The 18,003-nt window shown below is 63.9% G+C and carries 15 protein-coding genes; 6 read left to right on the forward strand and 9 right to left on the reverse strand.

What is annotated here, in order from left to right; all coding sequences use genetic code 11:
* Positions 1-225: 225 nt before the first annotated feature.
* The 8 genes from F3H95_RS08595 to F3H95_RS08630 form a co-directional block, all read right to left on the reverse strand.
* The gene (locus F3H95_RS08595; RefSeq protein WP_149745639.1) at positions 226-636 is read right to left on the reverse strand and encodes a DUF3830 family protein; all 411 of its coding nucleotides are present in this window, start codon (positions 634-636) and stop codon (positions 226-228) included.
* Between the two features lie 22 nt (positions 637-658).
* The gene (gene hydA / locus F3H95_RS08600) at positions 659-2,068 is read right to left on the reverse strand and encodes a dihydropyrimidinase (RefSeq protein ID WP_149745640.1); all 1,410 of its coding nucleotides are present in this window, start codon (positions 2,066-2,068) and stop codon (positions 659-661) included.
* Positions 2,069-2,079: 11 nt separating this feature from the next.
* Positions 2,080-2,808: an amino acid ABC transporter ATP-binding protein gene (locus F3H95_RS08605; RefSeq protein ID WP_149745641.1), complete on the reverse strand. Its 729-nt coding sequence runs from the start codon at positions 2,806-2,808 to the stop codon at positions 2,080-2,082.
* Positions 2,808-5,750 (reverse strand): FAD-dependent oxidoreductase, encoded by a 2,943-nt coding sequence (locus F3H95_RS08610; RefSeq protein ID WP_149745642.1) that lies wholly within the window; start codon positions 5,748-5,750, stop codon positions 2,808-2,810. The genes F3H95_RS08605 and F3H95_RS08610 overlap by 1 nt, the downstream gene beginning before the upstream one ends.
* Positions 5,751-5,765: 15 nt before the next feature.
* Entirely contained in the window at positions 5,766-6,656 is an 891-nt protein-coding gene (locus F3H95_RS08615; RefSeq protein WP_149745643.1) for a dihydrodipicolinate synthase family protein, read from the reverse strand.
* A gap of 20 nt (positions 6,657-6,676) precedes the next feature.
* Entirely contained in the window at positions 6,677-7,369 is a 693-nt protein-coding gene (locus F3H95_RS08620; protein WP_149745644.1) for an amino acid ABC transporter permease, read from the reverse strand.
* A gap of 72 nt (positions 7,370-7,441) precedes the next feature.
* The gene (locus F3H95_RS08625) at positions 7,442-8,266 is read right to left on the reverse strand and encodes an ABC transporter substrate-binding protein (protein WP_149745645.1); all 825 of its coding nucleotides are present in this window, start codon (positions 8,264-8,266) and stop codon (positions 7,442-7,444) included.
* Between the two features lie 170 nt (positions 8,267-8,436).
* Positions 8,437-9,078: a GntR family transcriptional regulator gene (locus F3H95_RS08630; protein ID WP_149745646.1), complete on the reverse strand. Its 642-nt coding sequence runs from the start codon at positions 9,076-9,078 to the stop codon at positions 8,437-8,439.
* Positions 9,079-9,194: 116 nt separating this feature from the next.
* Between F3H95_RS08630 and F3H95_RS08635 the strand changes: the two genes are divergently transcribed.
* The 6 genes from F3H95_RS08635 to F3H95_RS08660 all read left to right on the forward strand — a co-directional run bounded on the left by F3H95_RS08635 (position 9,195) and on the right by F3H95_RS08660 (position 16,552).
* A complete protein-coding gene (locus tag F3H95_RS08635) occupies positions 9,195-9,875 on the forward strand; it encodes a GntR family transcriptional regulator (RefSeq protein ID WP_143127423.1) in 681 nt (226 codons plus the stop codon).
* Positions 9,876-10,169: 294 nt separating this feature from the next.
* Positions 10,170-11,429: an ABC transporter substrate-binding protein gene (locus F3H95_RS08640; RefSeq protein WP_149745647.1), complete on the forward strand. Its 1,260-nt coding sequence runs from the start codon at positions 10,170-10,172 to the stop codon at positions 11,427-11,429.
* Positions 11,430-11,484: 55 nt separating this feature from the next.
* Entirely contained in the window at positions 11,485-12,366 is an 882-nt protein-coding gene (locus F3H95_RS08645; protein WP_149745648.1) for a sugar ABC transporter permease, read from the forward strand.
* Between the two features lie 2 nt (positions 12,367-12,368).
* A complete protein-coding gene (locus F3H95_RS08650) occupies positions 12,369-13,220 on the forward strand; it encodes a carbohydrate ABC transporter permease (RefSeq protein WP_143127427.1) in 852 nt (283 codons plus the stop codon).
* A 40-nt stretch (positions 13,221-13,260) separates the two neighbouring features.
* Positions 13,261-14,400, forward strand: coding sequence for an ABC transporter ATP-binding protein (locus tag F3H95_RS08655; RefSeq protein ID WP_149745649.1), 1,140 nt, complete (start codon positions 13,261-13,263; stop codon positions 14,398-14,400).
* A 13-nt stretch (positions 14,401-14,413) separates the two neighbouring features.
* Positions 14,414-16,552, forward strand: coding sequence for a beta-galactosidase (locus tag F3H95_RS08660; RefSeq protein ID WP_149745650.1), 2,139 nt, complete (start codon positions 14,414-14,416; stop codon positions 16,550-16,552).
* Positions 16,553-16,654: 102 nt separating this feature from the next.
* Here the strand turns inward: F3H95_RS08660 and F3H95_RS08665 are convergent, their stop codons facing one another.
* Positions 16,655-17,815 (reverse strand): ROK family transcriptional regulator, encoded by a 1,161-nt coding sequence (locus F3H95_RS08665; protein ID WP_244617944.1) that lies wholly within the window; start codon positions 17,813-17,815, stop codon positions 16,655-16,657.
* Positions 17,816-18,003 lie beyond the last annotated feature (188 nt).

Below are 18,003 nucleotides of genomic sequence, written 5' to 3' on the forward strand. Positions count from 1 at the left end.
AATCCCATCTGCAATCTCCCAGACAACTGTCAGAGCCGGGGAGTGTGACATTCCAACTTTGCAGAAACAGGACATTCTAACTTTGCGGCTACATGCGCCAGCCGCGTAATCCAGCTTATGGAACATTCATTCTCGCTCAAGAGGGCCGGAGAGTTTGCTCCGGCCCGCTTTTATCGCCTTCAATTCGATGCGAATGCGGCCTGGGCCGCAGCCGGCTGATACAGGTCACGCCACCTCGAACCTGATCGTGTGGGCGCCCTGCCAAAGAACCTTGTTGCCGAGGATCGGCAGCTTGTCGAGGTTGGAGGTGATGGTGATGAAGTGGTTGCCGGCGAGCTGACCCATTTTCGAGGAAAAGTCGACGCCGCCATAGGCCAGCAGAATTTCCGTTTCGCTGATGCCGCCGGGATAAAGAATGATGTGGCCCGGCGCGGGGTGGCTGGTGTGGTTTTCGTACCCGACCCCGAAATTATAATCGCCGAGCGGGATCCAGACGCCTTCGCCGGACCAGCGGACATGCACGATCTGGCCTTCGTACGGCAGGCGTTCGGCAAAGGCCTTTGAGGTCTGCGGCGCCTTTTCGGTTTCCAGCACCGCGTCGAAAACGAAGGGGCCGGCGGTAATCTTGAGCTTCATGGTGTCCTGTCTCCAGCAAGGTTCAGAGTGAGGGGGCAGGCCGCGTGCGGGCCGGGCGATAGAGGCCCTGGCCCTTGCGGCCCAAAAGTTCGCCGTCGCGGATCATCACGTGACCGCCGAGAATGACCGTCGTCGGCCAGCCGGTCACCTCGATCCCCTCATAGGGCGAATAGTCGGCGCCGTCATGCAGATCGGCGTGGCGGATCGTGCGGGTCAGGCCAGGGTCCCAGATCGCAAGATCGGCATCTGCGCCGATGGCGATCGTGCCCTTCTGCGGATAGAGGCCGTAGGTCTTGGCATGGTTGGTGGCAGAGAGCGCGACGAAGCGCGGCAGATCGATCCGCCCCTTCATTACGCCTTCCGAAAACAGGATCGGCAGGCGCGTCTCGACGCCCGGAATGCCGTTCGGAATGTGGCGGAAGCTCTGCCGGCCCCTCGTATTCAGCTTGCCGCGCTCGTCCTCGTAGCGAAAGGGGCAGTGGTCGGAGGAGAAGAGATCGAAGACGCCGGTCTCGATGCCGCGCCAGCAATCGGCCTGGGCCGCCTTGTCGCGCGGCGGCGGTGAGCACACGAACTTCGCCCCCTCCCAGTCCATGCCGTCGAGATCGTCGGCCGTCAGCATCAGGTATTGCGGGCAGGTTTCGCCCACGACCTTCAGACCCCTCGCCCGGGCACGCGAAATCTCCTCCATGGCCTCGCCGTTCGAGACATGCACGATGACGATCGGCACGTCGGCGATTTCGGCGAGCGTCAGGGCGCGATGAGTGGCCTCGCGCTCCACGGCGACCGGCCGGGTCGCGGCATGCGCGCGCGGCGCCACGTCGCCGGCCGCTTCATGGCGGGCAATAAGGAAGCGGATCGCATCCTCGTTCTCGCAATGGACCATCACCGTCGCGCCGGTCGAACGGGCCACGTCGAGCGTCTTCAGGATCTCGGCATCGTTGAGGCGCAGGCCCTCATAGGTCATGAAGACCTTCATGGAGGCATAGCCGTCGGCGGCAAGCGCCGGCAGTTCCTGGCCGAGCAGCGAGTCTGTCGGATCGGAGACGATCAGGTGAAAACTGACATCCGTATAGCAATTGCCCTCGGCAAGCGCGTGGTAGGCGCTCAGCGCCTCGCGCATCGGCCGGCCCTTTTCCTGCAGGCAGAAGGGCATGATGGTGGTATTGCCGCCGAAGATCGCCGAGCGCGTGCCGCTTTCGAAATCATCCGCCATCACGATGCCGTCCCCGGAGGGCTGCGAGATGTGCACATGGCTGTCGATCCCGCCGGGAAGGACATATTTGCCGGTGGCGTCGATCACCGGACCGTCGCCGTCAAGCCGTTCGCCGATCTGGACGATCCGGCCGTCCCGGATGCCGATATCGGCGTGAAAGACATCGGAGGCGGTGGCAATCGTGCCGCCGCGGATCGTCAGATCGAACGTGCTCATCCCTGTTGCCCTCAATGATGCAGGATCTTGCTGAGAAAGGCCTCGGCGCGCGAATTGCGGCCTTCGGTGAAAAATGCCTCCGTCGGCCGGTCCTCGACGATCTCGCCCTGGTCGATGAAGATCATGCGGGTGGCCACGCGGCGGGCAAAGCCCATTTCATGGGTCACGACCATCATGGTCATTCCCTCGCGGGCAAGGTTCGTCATCACATCCAGCACTTCCGAAATCATTTCCGGATCGAGCGCGGAAGTCGGCTCGTCGAACAGCATGGCCTTGGGGTTCATCGCGAGAGCGCGGGCAATCGCCACGCGCTGCTGCTGCCCGCCGGACAACTGGCCCGGATATTTTTGTGCATGGCCGCTCATCCCCACCCGGTCGAGCAGGGTCATCGCCTGCTTTCTGGCAAGACTTTCCGAGCGGCCGAGCACGATGCGCTGGGCGATCATGATGTTTTCCTCGATGCTGAGATGCGGAAACAGCTCGAAGTTCTGGAACACCATGCCGACGCGCGAGCGCAGATCCGGCAGGTTGGTGTCCGGATCGTTGACCTCGATGCCATCGACCTTGATCGATCCCTGCTGAATGGGCTCGAGCGCGTTCACGCACTTGATCAGTGTGGATTTGCCCGAACCGGACGGCCCGCAGACCACCACCACTTCGCCCTTCGACACATGCGTCGAGCAGTTCTTCAACACCGGATAGGTGCCGTAATATTTCGTCACGCCCGTGATTTCGATCATCATCGTCCTCCTTGGAAGCGGCGGATGGAAAAGGCCGACAGATCCCGCCCGGGATCGCGGCCAAGAACGAGCGCTGCGGTCAACTGGCCGACAATCGGCCCCAGCGTGTAGCCATTGGATGTCACGGCGGTGAAGACGCCCGGCAGGGCCGGATGTTCGCCGAGGATCGGTGCGCCGTCGATATTGATGTTCATGGCGGCCCAGCTGCGGATGACATGCAGCTTGCGCAGCCCTGGAACGACATGCTGCGCCACCCAGAGATTGCCCTCCAGGCTCGAAAACAGGGGACGCGGATGGCTGTGCACCGGGTCGAGCCCCGCCGTCCAGCCGCCGCCGATCAGAAAATTGCCGTTGGCGGCCTGCTTCAGCGTCAGATGCCGGTCGGCATGCGCGACGAGATGGGAAATGGCGGGCGCCGCGGCCTCCGTCACCACCATCTGCAACGGCGCCCCGAACACGGGAATGTCGAGGCCGAGCATGGCGCCGATCCGCCCGGCAAACGCACCCGCGGCGTTGACGATGCGCCCGGCCCTCAGCCGGCCGCGGGAGGTGACGATATCGAAGCCGCCCGCCCCGGGCGCGATCGCCAGCACCTCCGTTCGGTCGAGAATGCGGGCGCCAGCCGCGACCGCACCCTCCAGCACATGCCGGGTGGCGACGAGCGGATTGATCTTGCCTTCCATCGGGCAATAGGCCGCGCCGATCATCGCCTCGGAGAGGAGCGGCTCCAGCCGCCTCAGATCATTCTGGCCGATCACGTGGCAGTCGATACCGTTTTCCCGCTCCACCCGCGTCTTTTCCTCGAGGAAGCGCAGATGGGCCTCCGTTTCGGCCACCATCAGGCCGCCGGTGATCTTCATCTCGAAATCGCGGCCAAGCTGCGTTTCCAGCCGCCGCCAGAGGTCGATCGAATCCCGTTGCAGGGTAAGGGTGCGCGCGGCGGCCCCGCCGCCGCCTTCGGCGCGGGCGCCGTGATCGAAGGACAGAAGCTGCGCATGCAGGCTGCCCGCATTGCCGCCCGACGCCAGGCCGCCGGGAAAGCCGCGCTCCAGCACCACCACGTCCTCGCCCGCTTCCGCCAGAAACAGCGCGGTGGCGAGCCCCGCAATGCCGGCCCCGATTACCACTGTCGCGGCCTCTGTCAGCGGCAGGGGCGAAGGCGCCGGCAGTGGCGGACGTTCCGGCAGCAGCGCCCGCTTGTGGCCGCCCCATTCGGGCTTTTCCACCGCCAGTGCCGCAAGAGGGACGGGCCGCAACGGCATTTGCGGCGCAAGGAAGCCGGTCGTCTCGCTGCGCGGCGTTTCGCGCCGGCTTGTTTCTCCTTTCGGCGTTTCCGCCGGTGCCGTGTCGGCCAGCGTGGCGAGCGTGCGGCCGCAGTATCGGCTCTGGCAGCGGCCCATGCCCGCCCGCGTCAGCCGCTTCAGCGTGGCGATGTCCGCCCTGCCCTGCCGGATGACGTCTGCGAGCGCGCCGGCGGTCACGCTTTCGCAGCGGCAGACGATGGTGGTGTCCGGCGTGGCCGAGGCAAACGCTGCCGGCGCAAAGAGATCCCAGAGCGCCGACTGGAAGGCTCTGGCGCGGGCCAGCCGGCGCCGCGCCGCCGGATCGGCGGGGGCCGTCAGGCCGAGCTTTTCGGCAATCGAAAGCCCCGCGAGCCGGCCTTGCGCCAGCGCCACCTGCGCGCCGCCGAACAGCCGCGCCTCGCCGACGATATGCACCGAGGCAAGCGAACTCTCGCCATCCTCGCGGCAATCGGCGACGAGCGTCCCGCCCGACCCGACGGAATGGGTGCACCCGAGAAGGCGCGACAATTCGTTGGCGGGCGCGAAATCGCCGCCGATCAGCACCGTGTCTGCCTCGATCGTCGTTTCGATGCCGCCGCTTACGAGCGTGACCGCGCGCACCCGGCCCTCTCCCGCGATGGAGTGCACCTCGCTTTCAAAGGCAAGCGTCACGCCCGCCTGCTCCAGCCGCACGAGATCCTTCATCCCCTTCCAGGCGAGCGCGGGATCGTGACGCAGCAGGGCGGCTGCCTGGCGCGGCCGCTGCCAGGGGGCGGGCGCCCGCTCCGCCAGACAGAGGACCTCGCCCCCGGCCTTCAGGATTTCGCCCGCGATCTGAATGTTGAGCGGACCGTTGCCGGCAATGACGATCCTGCGGCCGGGCAGCACGCCATAGCTGCGCAGAAGCGTTTGCGCCGCACCGGCGGTCATCACGCCGGGCAGGGTCCAGCCGGGCACGGGGGCCGGTCGCTCGAAGGCGCCTGTGGCGATCACCAGAAAGCGCGGCTGGCAATAGAAGGCGCCGTCCGGGCCGAGGCAGGCGATGACCGGCTGCCCATCCTCTCCGCGCGCCGCACCCCAGACGGTCACGGCGTGCAGGAAGCGGATGCCGAGCGCCACGGCACGGGCAATCAGGGCAGCCCCTTCGCCGGCCTGCGCATCGGCCTGAAGTGCCAGGCGGGCGGGCGCCGTCGCCGGCTGCTTGTAATACTGTCCACCGGCCTTGGGGCGCTCGTCGAGAACGGTGACGGATGCTCCGGCGGACGCTGCCGCAACCGCCGCCGCCAGTCCGCCCGGCCCCGCGCCGATCACCAGGAGATCCATGGCGCGGCTCTCGATCTTGTCCGGAAGAGGCTGCAGGGGGGCAAGCAGGGCATCGGCGATATCCGGCCGCGCCTGCTGCCGCTCGATGCGCATGCCGTCGGCAACGGCGCTCAAACAGGCCCGCTGGCTGGTGCGCCCGTCGATCTTCACAAGACAATCGTGGCAGACGCCCATGCCGCAGAACTGGCCGCGCAGCTCTCCGGCCGCATCCCTGGAAAAGCCGGGGCGGTCGAGCGATGCCATCAGCGCCGCAACGGACAGCTCCGCCGCGCAGCGATGCGGCTTTCCGTCGATATAGACCGTCACTGTCGTGTCTTCTGGCACGGAGGCTGGCATCGTCCGGGCTCCGGTTCAGTGCGCAAAGCGCAGGCCGAACCGCTCGACCAGCGCCTGCATGGCGGCATCCTGTGCCGGCGGCAGGGGAAGGCGCGGCGGCAGCGGGGCACCCGCCGCAAAGCCCATATGGCCGAGCAGCGCCTTCGAGCCCGCCACATAGGCCTGCCCGCCGACCGCCTGAATGATCGGCAGCCATTCGAGATAAAGCGCGCGCGCCTCCTCGTAGCGCTTCTCGTCGGCGGCGAGTTCGAAGATCCGCGCCATCGGCCCCGGCGCCACGTTGGAAGCGACTGCTACCCAGCCCTGCGCGCCCATGACGAAGGATTCAAAGCCCAGGATCCCGCCGAACGGTGTCATTCTGTCCCCGGCGAGCCGCACGATATCGCGAATGCGCGTCACCTCGAGCGTCGATTCCTTGACGTAGTCGCAGCCGTCGATCTCGGCGATGCGGGCCAGCAGCTCCGGCTTCATGTCGACATTCGAGGTGGCCGGATTGTTGTAGACCATGATCGGAATGGAGATCGCCGCAGCGATCCGGCGATAATGCTCCACCAGCTCGTCGTCGGTCGGCGTCGAATAGAAGGGCGGGATGATCATCACGCCATCGGCGCCCATCGCCTCAGCCTTGCGGCTCAGCCTGACGGCCTCGCGCGTATCCTCCGCGCCCGTTCCGATCAGGACCGGCACGCGGCCGGCAGCCGTTGCGATGACCGTGCGGGCAACCGCCTCCCAGTCAGCCTGCGACAGCGACAGGAATTCGCCGGTGGAGCCGAGCGGGATCAGGCCATGCACACCCTCGCGGATCTGCCAGTCGGTGAAGGCTTCGAGCGCCGGCAGATTGACCTTTCCCTGATCGTCGACCGGCGTGATCATCACGGTGAAGACGCCGCGAAATGGCTTGGACATGCGATTACCCTTTTATGAATTCAGCGTTTTTCGGTGAGGCTGGCAACGGCGGTGGACTGGCCGAAGCGACGCTCGATGCGCCGTTGCACGAAATCCCAGACCGAGGTGAGAAGGAGATAATAGAGCGCGGCGACCGCGAAGAGTTCCAGCACCATGAACTTCTCCTGGATCAGCACCTGCGTGCGCCGCAAAAGCTCTTCCATGGAGATGACCGAGGTGACCGAGGTCGTCTTGAGCAGGCCGTTGACGGAATTGCCGAGCGGCGGAATGATGACCTTGAAGGCCTGCGGCATCACGATGTGGCGCATGATCTGGCGTTCCGTCATGCCGAGCGCGCGGGCCGCGCGCGACTGCCCGTCCGGAACGGCCTGGATGCCGGCGCGGATGATTTCCGCGAGATAGGCGGCCTCGTTCAGCGCAAGGCCGATCAGCGCCGCCTGGACGACGGAGAAGCGGATGCCCATCTGCGGCAAGGCCGTGTAGATGACGATCAGCTGCACCAGAAGGGGCGTGCCGCGAAACAGCCAGACATAGAAGGCGCCGAGACTTCTGACCGGCCTGAGCCTCGAGCGGCGCATCAGGGCGATCAACAGGCCGAGCATCAGGCCGAACACCAGCGAGACGGCGGTCAGCCAGATGGTGATCAGAACGCCGCCGAGAATGAACGGGTTGACGAGATAGTCAAAGAAGCCGGACCAGCTCCAGAACGACATGAGGAGGCCTTTCTTGCCGCGGTGGATGGTGCCGGCGAAACACCGGCACCCGATGGTTCGGTCGCTGAGCGATCAGCGGCCCGGCCCCTTGACGGAATAGTCGCCGGCCACCATCGGCAGGCCGTAGCTGTCGAACAGCTTGGCGAGCGAGCCGTCGGCCTTCATCTCCTTCATCACGGCAGAGACGGCATCGGCAAGCTTCGGGCTCTTGAAGGCGACGGCCACCGGGGCCGGATAGAGCCCGCTGACGGCACGGCGGAAATCGCCGCGCGTCTCGTATTCCTTGGCCACGCCGTCGATCGACACCACGCCCTCGACCTGGCCGGCGCGCAGCGCCTGATAGGCCAGCGCGAAGTTGTCGAAGGTCTGGATCGTCAGACCCTTCTTGCCGGCAGCCTTCAGCTCGGCATCGAGCGCGCGGGTCTTCGTTTCCTCAAAGCCGCCGAGTTCGACGCCGACGCGCAGCCCGTCGAGCCCGTCCTTGTCCTTGATTGCGGTCTTGCCGACGGGAACCGAGACGCTGATCGCCTGATCCTCGTAGGGGATCATCTGCATGATCTTGGCGCGCTCGGGGGTGAAGAAGATGCCGGTATTGATCATGTCCCAGCGGCCGGCCTGCAGGCCCGGAATCATCGCCGAGAATTCGATGCGGATATATTCCGGCTTCAGGCACAGGCGCTTGGCGATCTCCTTTCCGAGTTCCACGCGCATGCCCTTCAGCTCGCCGGAGGAATCGACGAATTGCAGCGGCGGCAGAGTGGGATTGGTGGCCATGACGAGTGTGCCCGGCTTGATCAGCTCGGCGGCATCAACCTTCGGCGCGCAATCCTCGGCGAAGGCGGCAGCAGCGCTGGCGACAAGCAGCGCGGAAGCAATCGGAAAAATGCGGAATGACATGGGGACCTCTGGCGATTTTTTGATGTTGTTTGCAACCAAGGAAGGATGCTTGCGCAATCGCATTCAATTGGTATACCATTTATATACACAAACAGCCGAGCCTCCGCAAGCCCCTCCTTCGAGCCTGACGCATGAACCCAGACGAGCCGGAATGCAGACCCTTGCGGGCCCTAGTAGGAGGCGAGCACGTTCTGCCGCGCCTGTTCCAGATGCAGCGTCATCGCCGCGCGCGCCGCCTCGGCGTTTCGCGCCTTCAGCGCCTCAAGGATAGACTGGTGGTCGGACAGGCCCGGCTTCCGCTGGGCAAGCTTGCGCTGGCGTTCGAAGATCGTCGTGTAGCGCCGCATCTGTACGATGGTATCGGCCAGAAAAGGATTGCCGCTCGCCTCGCCGACGCTCTGATGAAGCGCATGGTCGAAGGACCAGACTAAGGCGGGGTCCGGATCGGGATCGGCGGCAATCGCATCGAGCATGGCCTGAAGATCGGCGATGCGGGCGTCGTCGATGTGTTCGCAGGCCTGGGCGGCCGCACTCGGCTCGATCAGCAGGCGCATCGCCATGCTGCTCAGATAGTCGGCAAGGGTGATGATCCGCACCGTCAGCACGCCCTTGGCATTGCGCACCAGAAGCCCCTGCCCTTCCAGGCGGCCCAGCGCATCGCGCATTGGCGAGCGGGACACGCCGAGCCGGTCCGCCAGCCGCCGCTCCTGCACGACGGAGCCGCCAGCGAGTTTGGTCGAGAGGATCTCGTCCAGAAGCGTGCGGTAGGTTTCGTCGGCCAGACTCTTGTCTGTGCCCCGGCTCTCATCCATAGGTCGCGGCTCCCCGTCCATCGTCATGGTGCCTGCCATGGACGGAGGCAAAGGGCAAGAAAAGGTCATCGCGCCCAGACGCGAAACATTGAATAATCCATGGCGGGAGCACAGACATGACACAGCCAGACACAGACATCGAGACCGACAGACCCGCGCGGGCCAGCCACAAGCTTGCCGCCCAGGCCTATAATGCCGTGTCGGAAATGATCCGTCATCGCCGGCTCGGCGGCGGCCATGTCATCGTGGAGGCGCGGTTGGCCGAAACGCTCGGCATTTCCCGCACGCCGCTGCGCGAGGCGCTGCAGCGGCTGGAGGGCGAAGGCCTGGTGCACAAGGGAGACGGGCGCAATTACGTGGTGCGCCATGTGGATATCGGCGAATACATCCAGAGCCTGAAGCTCCGGCTGCTGATCGAGCCGCAGGCGGCGGTGGAGGCCATGGACAGCATTCCCGGCCGCAAGCTGATCGAGGTGCGCCGCGAAATCGACGAGTTGATGGGCGCCACGATCTATCACACCGATGCCCACTGGTTCTCGGACGACCACCTGCACAACCTGATCATCGATTACTGCGGCAATGAGGTGATGGCCAAGGTGCTGCGCAACCTGCGCGCCACCACGCGCCTGTTCGAAATCGGCCGGCTGAAGGACCGGCTGACCCCGGATTCGACCGAGCACCTGCTGATCATCGACGCCCTGCAGCGCAAGGACGCCGAAGCTGGCCGCAAGGCCGTTGCCGCCCATATCGAAAGCCTGATCGCGTTCGCCAGAAGGCATATCAAGATGAACGAGTGATCGTCTTGCCCATCCAGCCGCGCGGACGCGTCAGCCAAACCCGGCTGCCATCGGCGCTTGCCTCGGCCTGACGGTGTCGCACATCAAGGATTGGGGCAATGGGCCAGCAAGCCTCACAGACGGCGCGCTGCCCCGCGTCGCCAACGCACGACAATCTGCGAGTTCTCGCAGTCGCACCGCCACCGCACTATGGGGGAAGAAGTTTTTTTATTTATTAAATTAATATTTGACAGCGCTGACCGTTTCTGATGTTTTTCCGGCGCCAGGATGAGGTTCCTGGCGGAGGAGAGACCCATGACCATCGACAGAATTTCCCTGCGCCCCACCCGCCGCGCCTTCATGGGCGGCATGGGTGCTGCGGCATCGACCGCCCTGTTTACGCCGGCCATTGCGCAATCGCGCCAGCTCACCATCATCTCCAACCGTGGCAATGCCGACCAGCGCAAGGCGGTGGAAAACATCGCGGCAGACTTCGGCAAAGCCGCCGGCGTCAGCGTCACCGTCAACAATATGGACCACGAGGCGCACAAGACCGCCATCCGCAACTATCTCGTCGCAAGCCCGCCGGACATCTGCTTCTGGTTTTCGGGACAGCGCATGCGCTCCTTCGTCGAAAAGAACCTGTTCGAGGATATTTCCGACCTGATCGCCAAGGAAAACTGGGCCGGCCCGATGGGCACCTCGATCGGTGCCGTCACGGTCAACGGCAAGCAATATGGCCTGCCCACCGGCGGCATTCTCTGGGGCCTGTTCTACCGGCAGGATACGTTCGATCAGTTCGGCCTGAAGGCACCGGAAACCTTCGAAGACTTCTTCACGCTGGCCGCTCAGTCCAAGAAGGCGGGGCTCACGCCGATGTCCATCGGCACCAAGGACATGTGGACGGCCGGCGGCTGGTTCGATCACATGAACCTGCGCATCAATGGTCTCGACCATCACATGGACCTGATGGCCGGCAAGATCAAATATACCGACGCATCGCTGAAGGAGGTCTTCGATCTCTGGGAGCGTCTGGTCAAGGCCGACTTCTTCTCCGCCAACCACACCTCCTATGCCTGGGATCCGGCCGCCGCTGCCGTGGTGCAGAAGAAGGCCGCGATGATCGATCTCGGCAACTTTATCAAATACGCCTTCCCGGTCGACGATCTGGCGCAGGTGCGTTTCAAGCCCTTTCCGAGCATCAGGCCGGGTGTGGCCCAGTATGAGGATTTCTCGGTGGATTCCATCCACATTCCCTCGGGCGCCAGGAACAAGGAGGCTGCAAAGGAATTCCTTGCCTATTTCTACAAGCCGGAAAATCTGGGGGCCTATCTCGCGCCGGAGGGCAATATGCCGGCCCGCAGCGATTGCCCTGTCGGCAATGATCCCATCCTGAAGATGGCCGCCGAGAGCATGAAGACGATCAAGGGAACCGCGCAGTATTTTGACCGCGATACCGATCCCGACCTCGCTCAGGCCGGCATGAAGGGTTTTCAGGAATTCATGGTCCGGCCCGAACGGCGCGAGCAGATCCTCGGCCAGATCGAACGCACACGCGCCCGCATCTACGGCTGAGGCCGATGCGGTTTACGGGAGGCGACACGCCTCCCGTCTTCGAGGAGAGTTTTCCATGACCATCTGGTGGCGGCGCCATCGCAACTGGCTCACGCCGGCGCTTCTTCTGGCGCCCGGCCTTTTTCTGTTTCTCGTGGTGATCATCTGGTCGTCGCTCGAAACCTTCTGGATTTCGTTCTTCGACTGGGACGGCATGGGAGTAAAGACCTGGGTCGGGCTCGCCAACTATCGCGAGCTTCTGGATGATCCCCAGTTCTATGTGTCGCTGAATAACAATCTCATCTGGCTTTTGATGTTCCTGCTGGCGCCGCCGGCCGGGCTCGCCATCGCCTTTCTGGTCAACCAGAAGATTGCCGGCATGCGCGTGATGAAGTCACTGTTCTTCATGCCGCTGGTGCTGGCAACCGTCACCGTCGGCGTCATCTTCACCTGGTTCTACGACCCGACCTTCGGGCTGCTCGCCCTTCTTTTCCGGGCCTTTGGCGCAGAGGCGCCGGCGCTGTTGTCCGACGAACACCTGGTCACCTTCGCCGTCGTTGCCTCCGCGCTGTGGCCGCAGATCGCCTTCTGCATGGTGCTGTTTCTCGCCGGGCTCAACAATCTGGACGAGGAACTGATCGGTGCGGGCCGCGTCGATGGCGCCCGGGGTCTGGCGATGCTCTGGCATGTGGTGCTGCCGCAACTGACACAGGTGGCCTTCATCGCGGTGGCTATCACCATTGTCGGCGCGCTTCGCTCGTTTGATGCCATTTCCGTAATGACGGCCGGCGGTCCCTTCGGTTCATCCACGACGCTTGCCTACCAGATGTACGAGCAGTCGCTGTTCTCCTATCGCTTCGGCTATGGCGCGGCCATCGCCACCATCCTCTTCCTCATCATGGCGGTGTTCATCGCCTGGTATCTCCGCGGCCTCATCCGGGCCGAAAAAGGAGCGTGACCATGTATCCCCGCGCCATCCCCGAAAATCGCCCGCTGTCGCGCTTCGCCTATGGGCTGCTGGTGGCCCTTGTTCTGGCCCTCTGGTTGCTGCCGCTGTTTGCGGTGATCATGACCTCCTTCCGGTCGTTCGACGACGTGATGGCCGGAAACTACTGGGGCTGGCCCTCGAAGATCCAGGTTTTCGAGAACTATGCCGCCGTGTTCCAGCAATCGAAGATGCTGGACTATTTCCTCAACAGCCTGATCATCACCATTCCCTCGACGATTGCGGTGCTCGTCCTGTCGACGATGACGGGCTTCGTGCTGTCGCGCTATCCCTTCCCCGGCGCCATGGTGATCTTTGCGCTGTTCGTCGGCGGAAACTTCCTGCCGCAACAGATCATGATGATACCGATCCGCGACCTGATGGTGGCGACCGGTCTCTATGACACGTTCTGGGCGCTGATCCTCTTCCATGTCGCCTTCCAGACGGGCTTTGCCACGCTCTTCATGCGCAACTTCATCGCGGCGCTGCCATCCGAACTGTTCCAGGCGGCGCGCGCGGAAGGTGCCTCTCCCTGGCAGACGCTGATCCACATCGTGGCACCCCTGGTAAGGCCGGCACTCGCGGCGCTCGCCATCCTCGTCTTCACCTTCATCTGGAACGATTATTTCTGGGCCGTCGTCCTGACCCAATCGGACGCGGTGAAGCCGGTCACGGCGGGCTTGTCCAATCTGCGCGGCGAGTGGGTGTCGCAGTGGAACATCGTGTCTGCCGCAACCATCCTCGTCGCCGTGCCGCCGGTGCTGATGTTCTTCCTGATGCAGAAACACTTCATCTCCGGCCTCACCATGGGAGCGGTCAAAGGATGACCGCGCGCCCCATCAACAGCATCACAGGGAGCGATACCCCATGAACAGCGTCGAACTCATCGGGCTGGACAAGCATTACGGGCAATACCATGCCCTGAAATCCCTCGACCTCACCATCGAAAAGGGGGAATTCATCGTCATGGTCGGCCCTTCGGGCTGCGGCAAGTCCACGTTGCTGAAGACCATTGCCGGCCTTGAAACGGTGGACACCGGCAAGATCACCATCGGCGGCAAGGACGTTACCAAGGCCGAGCCCGGGGATCGCGGCATCGCCATGGTGTTCCAGTCCTACGCGCTCTATCCGCACATGACGGTTGCCGAAAACATGGGCTTCGGCCTGCGCATGGCCAGGCGGCCGAAGGCGGAGATCGATGTCGCCGTCCGCCGCGCCGCCGACATCCTGCGGATCACCGAGCAACTCGACAAGCTGCCGAAACAGCTGTCGGGCGGACAGAGACAGCGCGTCGCAATCGGCCGCGCCATCACCCGCTCTCCGGATGTCTTCCTGTTCGACGAGCCGCTGTCCAATCTCGATGCCGCGCTGCGCACGCAGATGCGCGTCGAACTGTCCACGCTGCATGCCGAGCTTGGCTCGACCATGATCTACGTGACGCATGACCAGGTCGAGGCCATGACCATGGCCAGCCGCATCGTCGTGCTCAACAAGGGCGCCATCGAACAGGTCGGCAGCCCGCTCGCGCTTTATGCCAACCCCGTCAACCGGTTCGTCGCGGGCTTTCTCGGCGCGCCCCGCATGAACTTCATCGAAGGGACCACCACCGAGGTCGGCACCGACGACGCACTGGTTCAGCTCGCGGGCCTTGCCCCGCTGCGGATCGCGCTTCGCCAGGGCGCGACAGTGAAGACCGGCGATCCGGTAACCGTCGGCATTCGACCCGAGGCTTTTGCCGTTGGCGGCAGCAAGCCGGCTTCCTGTCCTGCAAGGGTGCGCCTGGTCGAAAATCTCGGTCGGGAAACGGTGGTCTATGCCGACGCCTCGCCGCTTGTCACCAGCGGCTCGGACACCGGCACGCGCAATGTGACGATCCAGCTCGGCAGCGCCGTGGCCGTTGCGCCCAACAGCGAGATCACCATCGGCTTCGATCCAGCGGACGCCTATCTGTTCGGCTCCGACGGAGCCACGCTCACCCCGGCCAAGCCCGAAATTCAATCCCGATAATCCGGAGCAGATCATGAAACGCAGACCGCCCGCGCCCCTCTCCGTCTGGCGCACCCTCAACCTTGACGATTTTCTTCTCGGCGTTCCGCATTATCCGGAACATGTGGACGAAAGCTACTGGCGCCGCGACGCCGAGCGCATGCGCGATGCAGGCTTCAACGTGGTGCGCATGGGCGAATTCGCCTGGCACCTCTGGGAGCCCTACGAGGGCAAGTTCGATTTCGACCTGTTCGATCGCGCCATCGATATCCTGGCCGACTGCGGCATCAAGACCATTCTGTGCACGCCGACGGCAACGCCGCCGCGCTGGCTGACGATGAACTATCCCGAAGTGCTGCGCGTCGATCGTAACGGACGCCGCGCCTCGCATGGCTCCCGCCAGCATGCCGACACGACCAGCCCCGTGCTGCGCGAACACAGCCGGCGTATCACCCGCGCGCTGGCCGAGCATTATCGGGACAATCCGCATGTGGTGGGCTGGCAGACCGACAACGAGCTGAACACCACGGTTTCAGAATCCTATTCCGAGTCCTGTGCGCTCGCCTTCCGCAACTATCTGCGCCACCGGTACCAGACGATCGACAAGCTCAACTTTGCCTGGGGCGGCGATTTCTGGGCAACGGCCTACGACAATTTCGATCAGGTGGTGCTGCCGCTGCCGATGGCACCATCCTATCTGAGCCCGGGCCATGTGCAGGATTATCATCGCTTCCTGGCGCAGGCCACGGCGGCCTTCCAGCACGATCAGGTGCGGATCCTGCGCGAAACGAACGAGGCGTGGTTCATCTTCCACAATCTCGGCAATCTCGCCGATATCGATTTCCGTGGCGAATTTGGCCAGGATCTCGATTTCATCGGCTTCGACATCTATCCGATGCTTTATGACGAGTTCCGCCGCACCGGCGGCCATGCGGCGACGCAGGCGCTTCAACTCGACATCTGCCGCAGCTATGCCGGCAACTTCATCGTGCCGGAACAGGCCTCCGGCCTCGGCAGCCAACCGTCCTTCACCACCATGACACCGGAACCCGGCGAGATGCGCCGCATGGCGCTGTCATCGGTGGCGCGCGGTGCGGATGGCCTGATGTTCTTCCGCTGGCGTCCAGCCCATTTCGGCGCGGAAATCTACTGGATGGGCCTCATCGACCACGACGACGTGCCGCGCCGCCGCTACGCCGAAGCCAAGCAGTTCGCCGGAGACATCTCCCGGATCAAGGACCAGTTGCTCGGGACGACGGTTGCCATGGATGTCGGCATCGCCGGTGGCGATTTCGACAATCAGGAGGCGCACAAGACCTATCCGATCGGCCTGCCCTCCCCGATGGACGATGCGGCACTTCTGCACCGCCATTGTTACAAGGCGGGCATTGCCTGCGGCTTCATCCATCCTGAAGACGATCTGAGCCGCCTGAAGGTGTTTTACATTCCCCATTGGGTGATGTGGGATCAGGCCTGGACACCGAAGGTGCGCGCCTTCGTCGAGAATGGCGGCACGCTGATCGTCGGTGCCATGACCGGAACGCGGGACGCCAACAACCACATCCTCCGCGAACTGGCGCCCGGCGGCGCGCTTGCCGATCTCTGCGGCGTGCGCGTCGAGGAATTCGGACGGCTGACGGCAAAGGACGGAGCCGGTCTCTTCCAGCGCTTCCCGATTGATCAGGGCCTTTTCATTCCGCCGAACCTCCTGCCTTCGTCTTCTGCCGGGCGAAAATACAGCCTGGAGATCGGCGGCCGCGAGATCGAAGCCGAACATCTCTACGAATTGCTGGAAACCGGCAGCGACGTCGAAGCGCTTGCCACCTGGAAGGCCTGGTTCGCGAAAGGCCGCCCCGCCATTACCAGCCGCCGCGTCGGCAAGGGCCGCGTCGTCTATCTCGGAACCTATCTTGGAGAGGAACTGGTCGAAGCCCTGGCGCAGACGGTGCTCGCCGATGCCGGTGCACAGCCCCTGATCCGGGATCTGCCGGAGGGCGTGGAAGTGACGCTCAGGCAGGCCGAAGATCGCAAGCTGCTGTTCGTGCTGAACGTGACGGACACGCCACGCCAGATCGCGAACCTGCCTTCGTCCATTGATCTCCTGACCGGCCAACGGGTCGATGGATCTCTGGAGCTTGCGGAATATGGAGCGGCGGTCCTGTCCTACGCTTGAGTTCGGTTACGCCACCGGAACGGTGCGCAAGCGCAATCATTCCGACTGTGTTCCCGCGGCGGGGCTTCGGCTCCGCCGCTTTTTTCAGTGACAGAAGATGGATCAACCGCCGGTGGCCATTTCGAAATTGAAGAGACCCTGAATGGCCAGCGCCGCAGCACCCGCAGCCCAGAAGTGCTCGCGTTCATCGGGGATCACGGCCGGCGGGCGGCCATAGCAGTAGCGTTCAAGCGATTTGCGCATGGGATCGAACAGAAGATCCCCGAACGTCACCGCCTCGCCGCCGACCAGCACCACTTCGGGATCGGTGGAATTGATGACATTTGCCAGATGGACGCCGATATCCTCGCCCGCGCGTTGCAGCAGCGTGCGGGCAAGGTCGTCCCCCTGAAGGGCAGCCTCCTTCATGCTGTAGCGATCAAGCTCGGAACCGAGCCCCTTTCCACGTCGCCAGGCGTCGACGATCGCCGGCACAGAATGAAAGGTCTGCAGACAGCCGATCCGACCACATTCACACATTGGTCCCTCCAGCCGGTGCGTGACGTGGCCAAGCTTGCCGGCATGGCCATGCGCCCCGCGCAGGACGACGCCATTGGCAACCGTCGCGCACCCGATCCCGACGCCCACGGCGAGCGCGAGAAAAACCGAGTGCTGGCTTCCGAGACCGAACAGATGCTGTGCCAGTGCAAAGGCCAGCGTATCATCTTCCATCCAGACCGGCGCACTGATCCTTTCTCTCAGCAAGCCCGCGAATGGAACATTCCTCCAGCCGAAACGATTGCTGGAGACGCAGACGCCTGCTGCCATGTCGATCGTGCCAGGCATTGAAAAGCCAACGCCTGTCAGTTTTCCGGCCTGCTCCGGCACGGTGCGCAAGAGCCGCCCGATCGCCGCTTCGGCCGCCGAGAGCACCGTCTGCGGCGACGGACTGTCAAAGGAGACGGACAGAGAGGAAATGACGGCGGTCGAAAGATCGGTCAGCACGCAGTCGAGCGAACCCAGGTTCATTTTGACCCCGATTGCCAGACTCCCGCGATAATTGATCGACAGCGGTACGGGTCTGCGCCCTCCCCCGCCCGGCGCGGTCTCACCTTCGATGACGTAGCCTTCGGCCAGAAGATCGGTGACCACGAATGTCACAGCGGCCGGGCTCAAGCCTGTTGCCGCGGCCAGATCGGCCCGGCTCAGGGCACCCTCCTTGCGGATCAGGTTGAGGATGAGCCGGCGGTTCATCGCCCGGGTCGTTCTCTGGTCGATTTTCAAGAATGCTACCTACACCCGTGCCCAAACCAGCCTGCGGCCTGCTTTCCGGGTTATGGGCAAGGTTCGATCGAGCGTCAATCCGTTCCACCACCCGGATTGCCCGCAACATGAAAAGGCATTCTGACCTTGCAATGCCGCTGTCGCAAAACGCCGGCCTGCCGACATGTCGTGATCGCCCGATGCACCTC

It is taken from the genome of Rhizobium sp. RU35A (assembly GCF_900156005.1).
Taxonomy (GTDB): domain Bacteria; phylum Pseudomonadota; class Alphaproteobacteria; order Rhizobiales; family Rhizobiaceae; genus Neorhizobium; species Neorhizobium straminoryzae.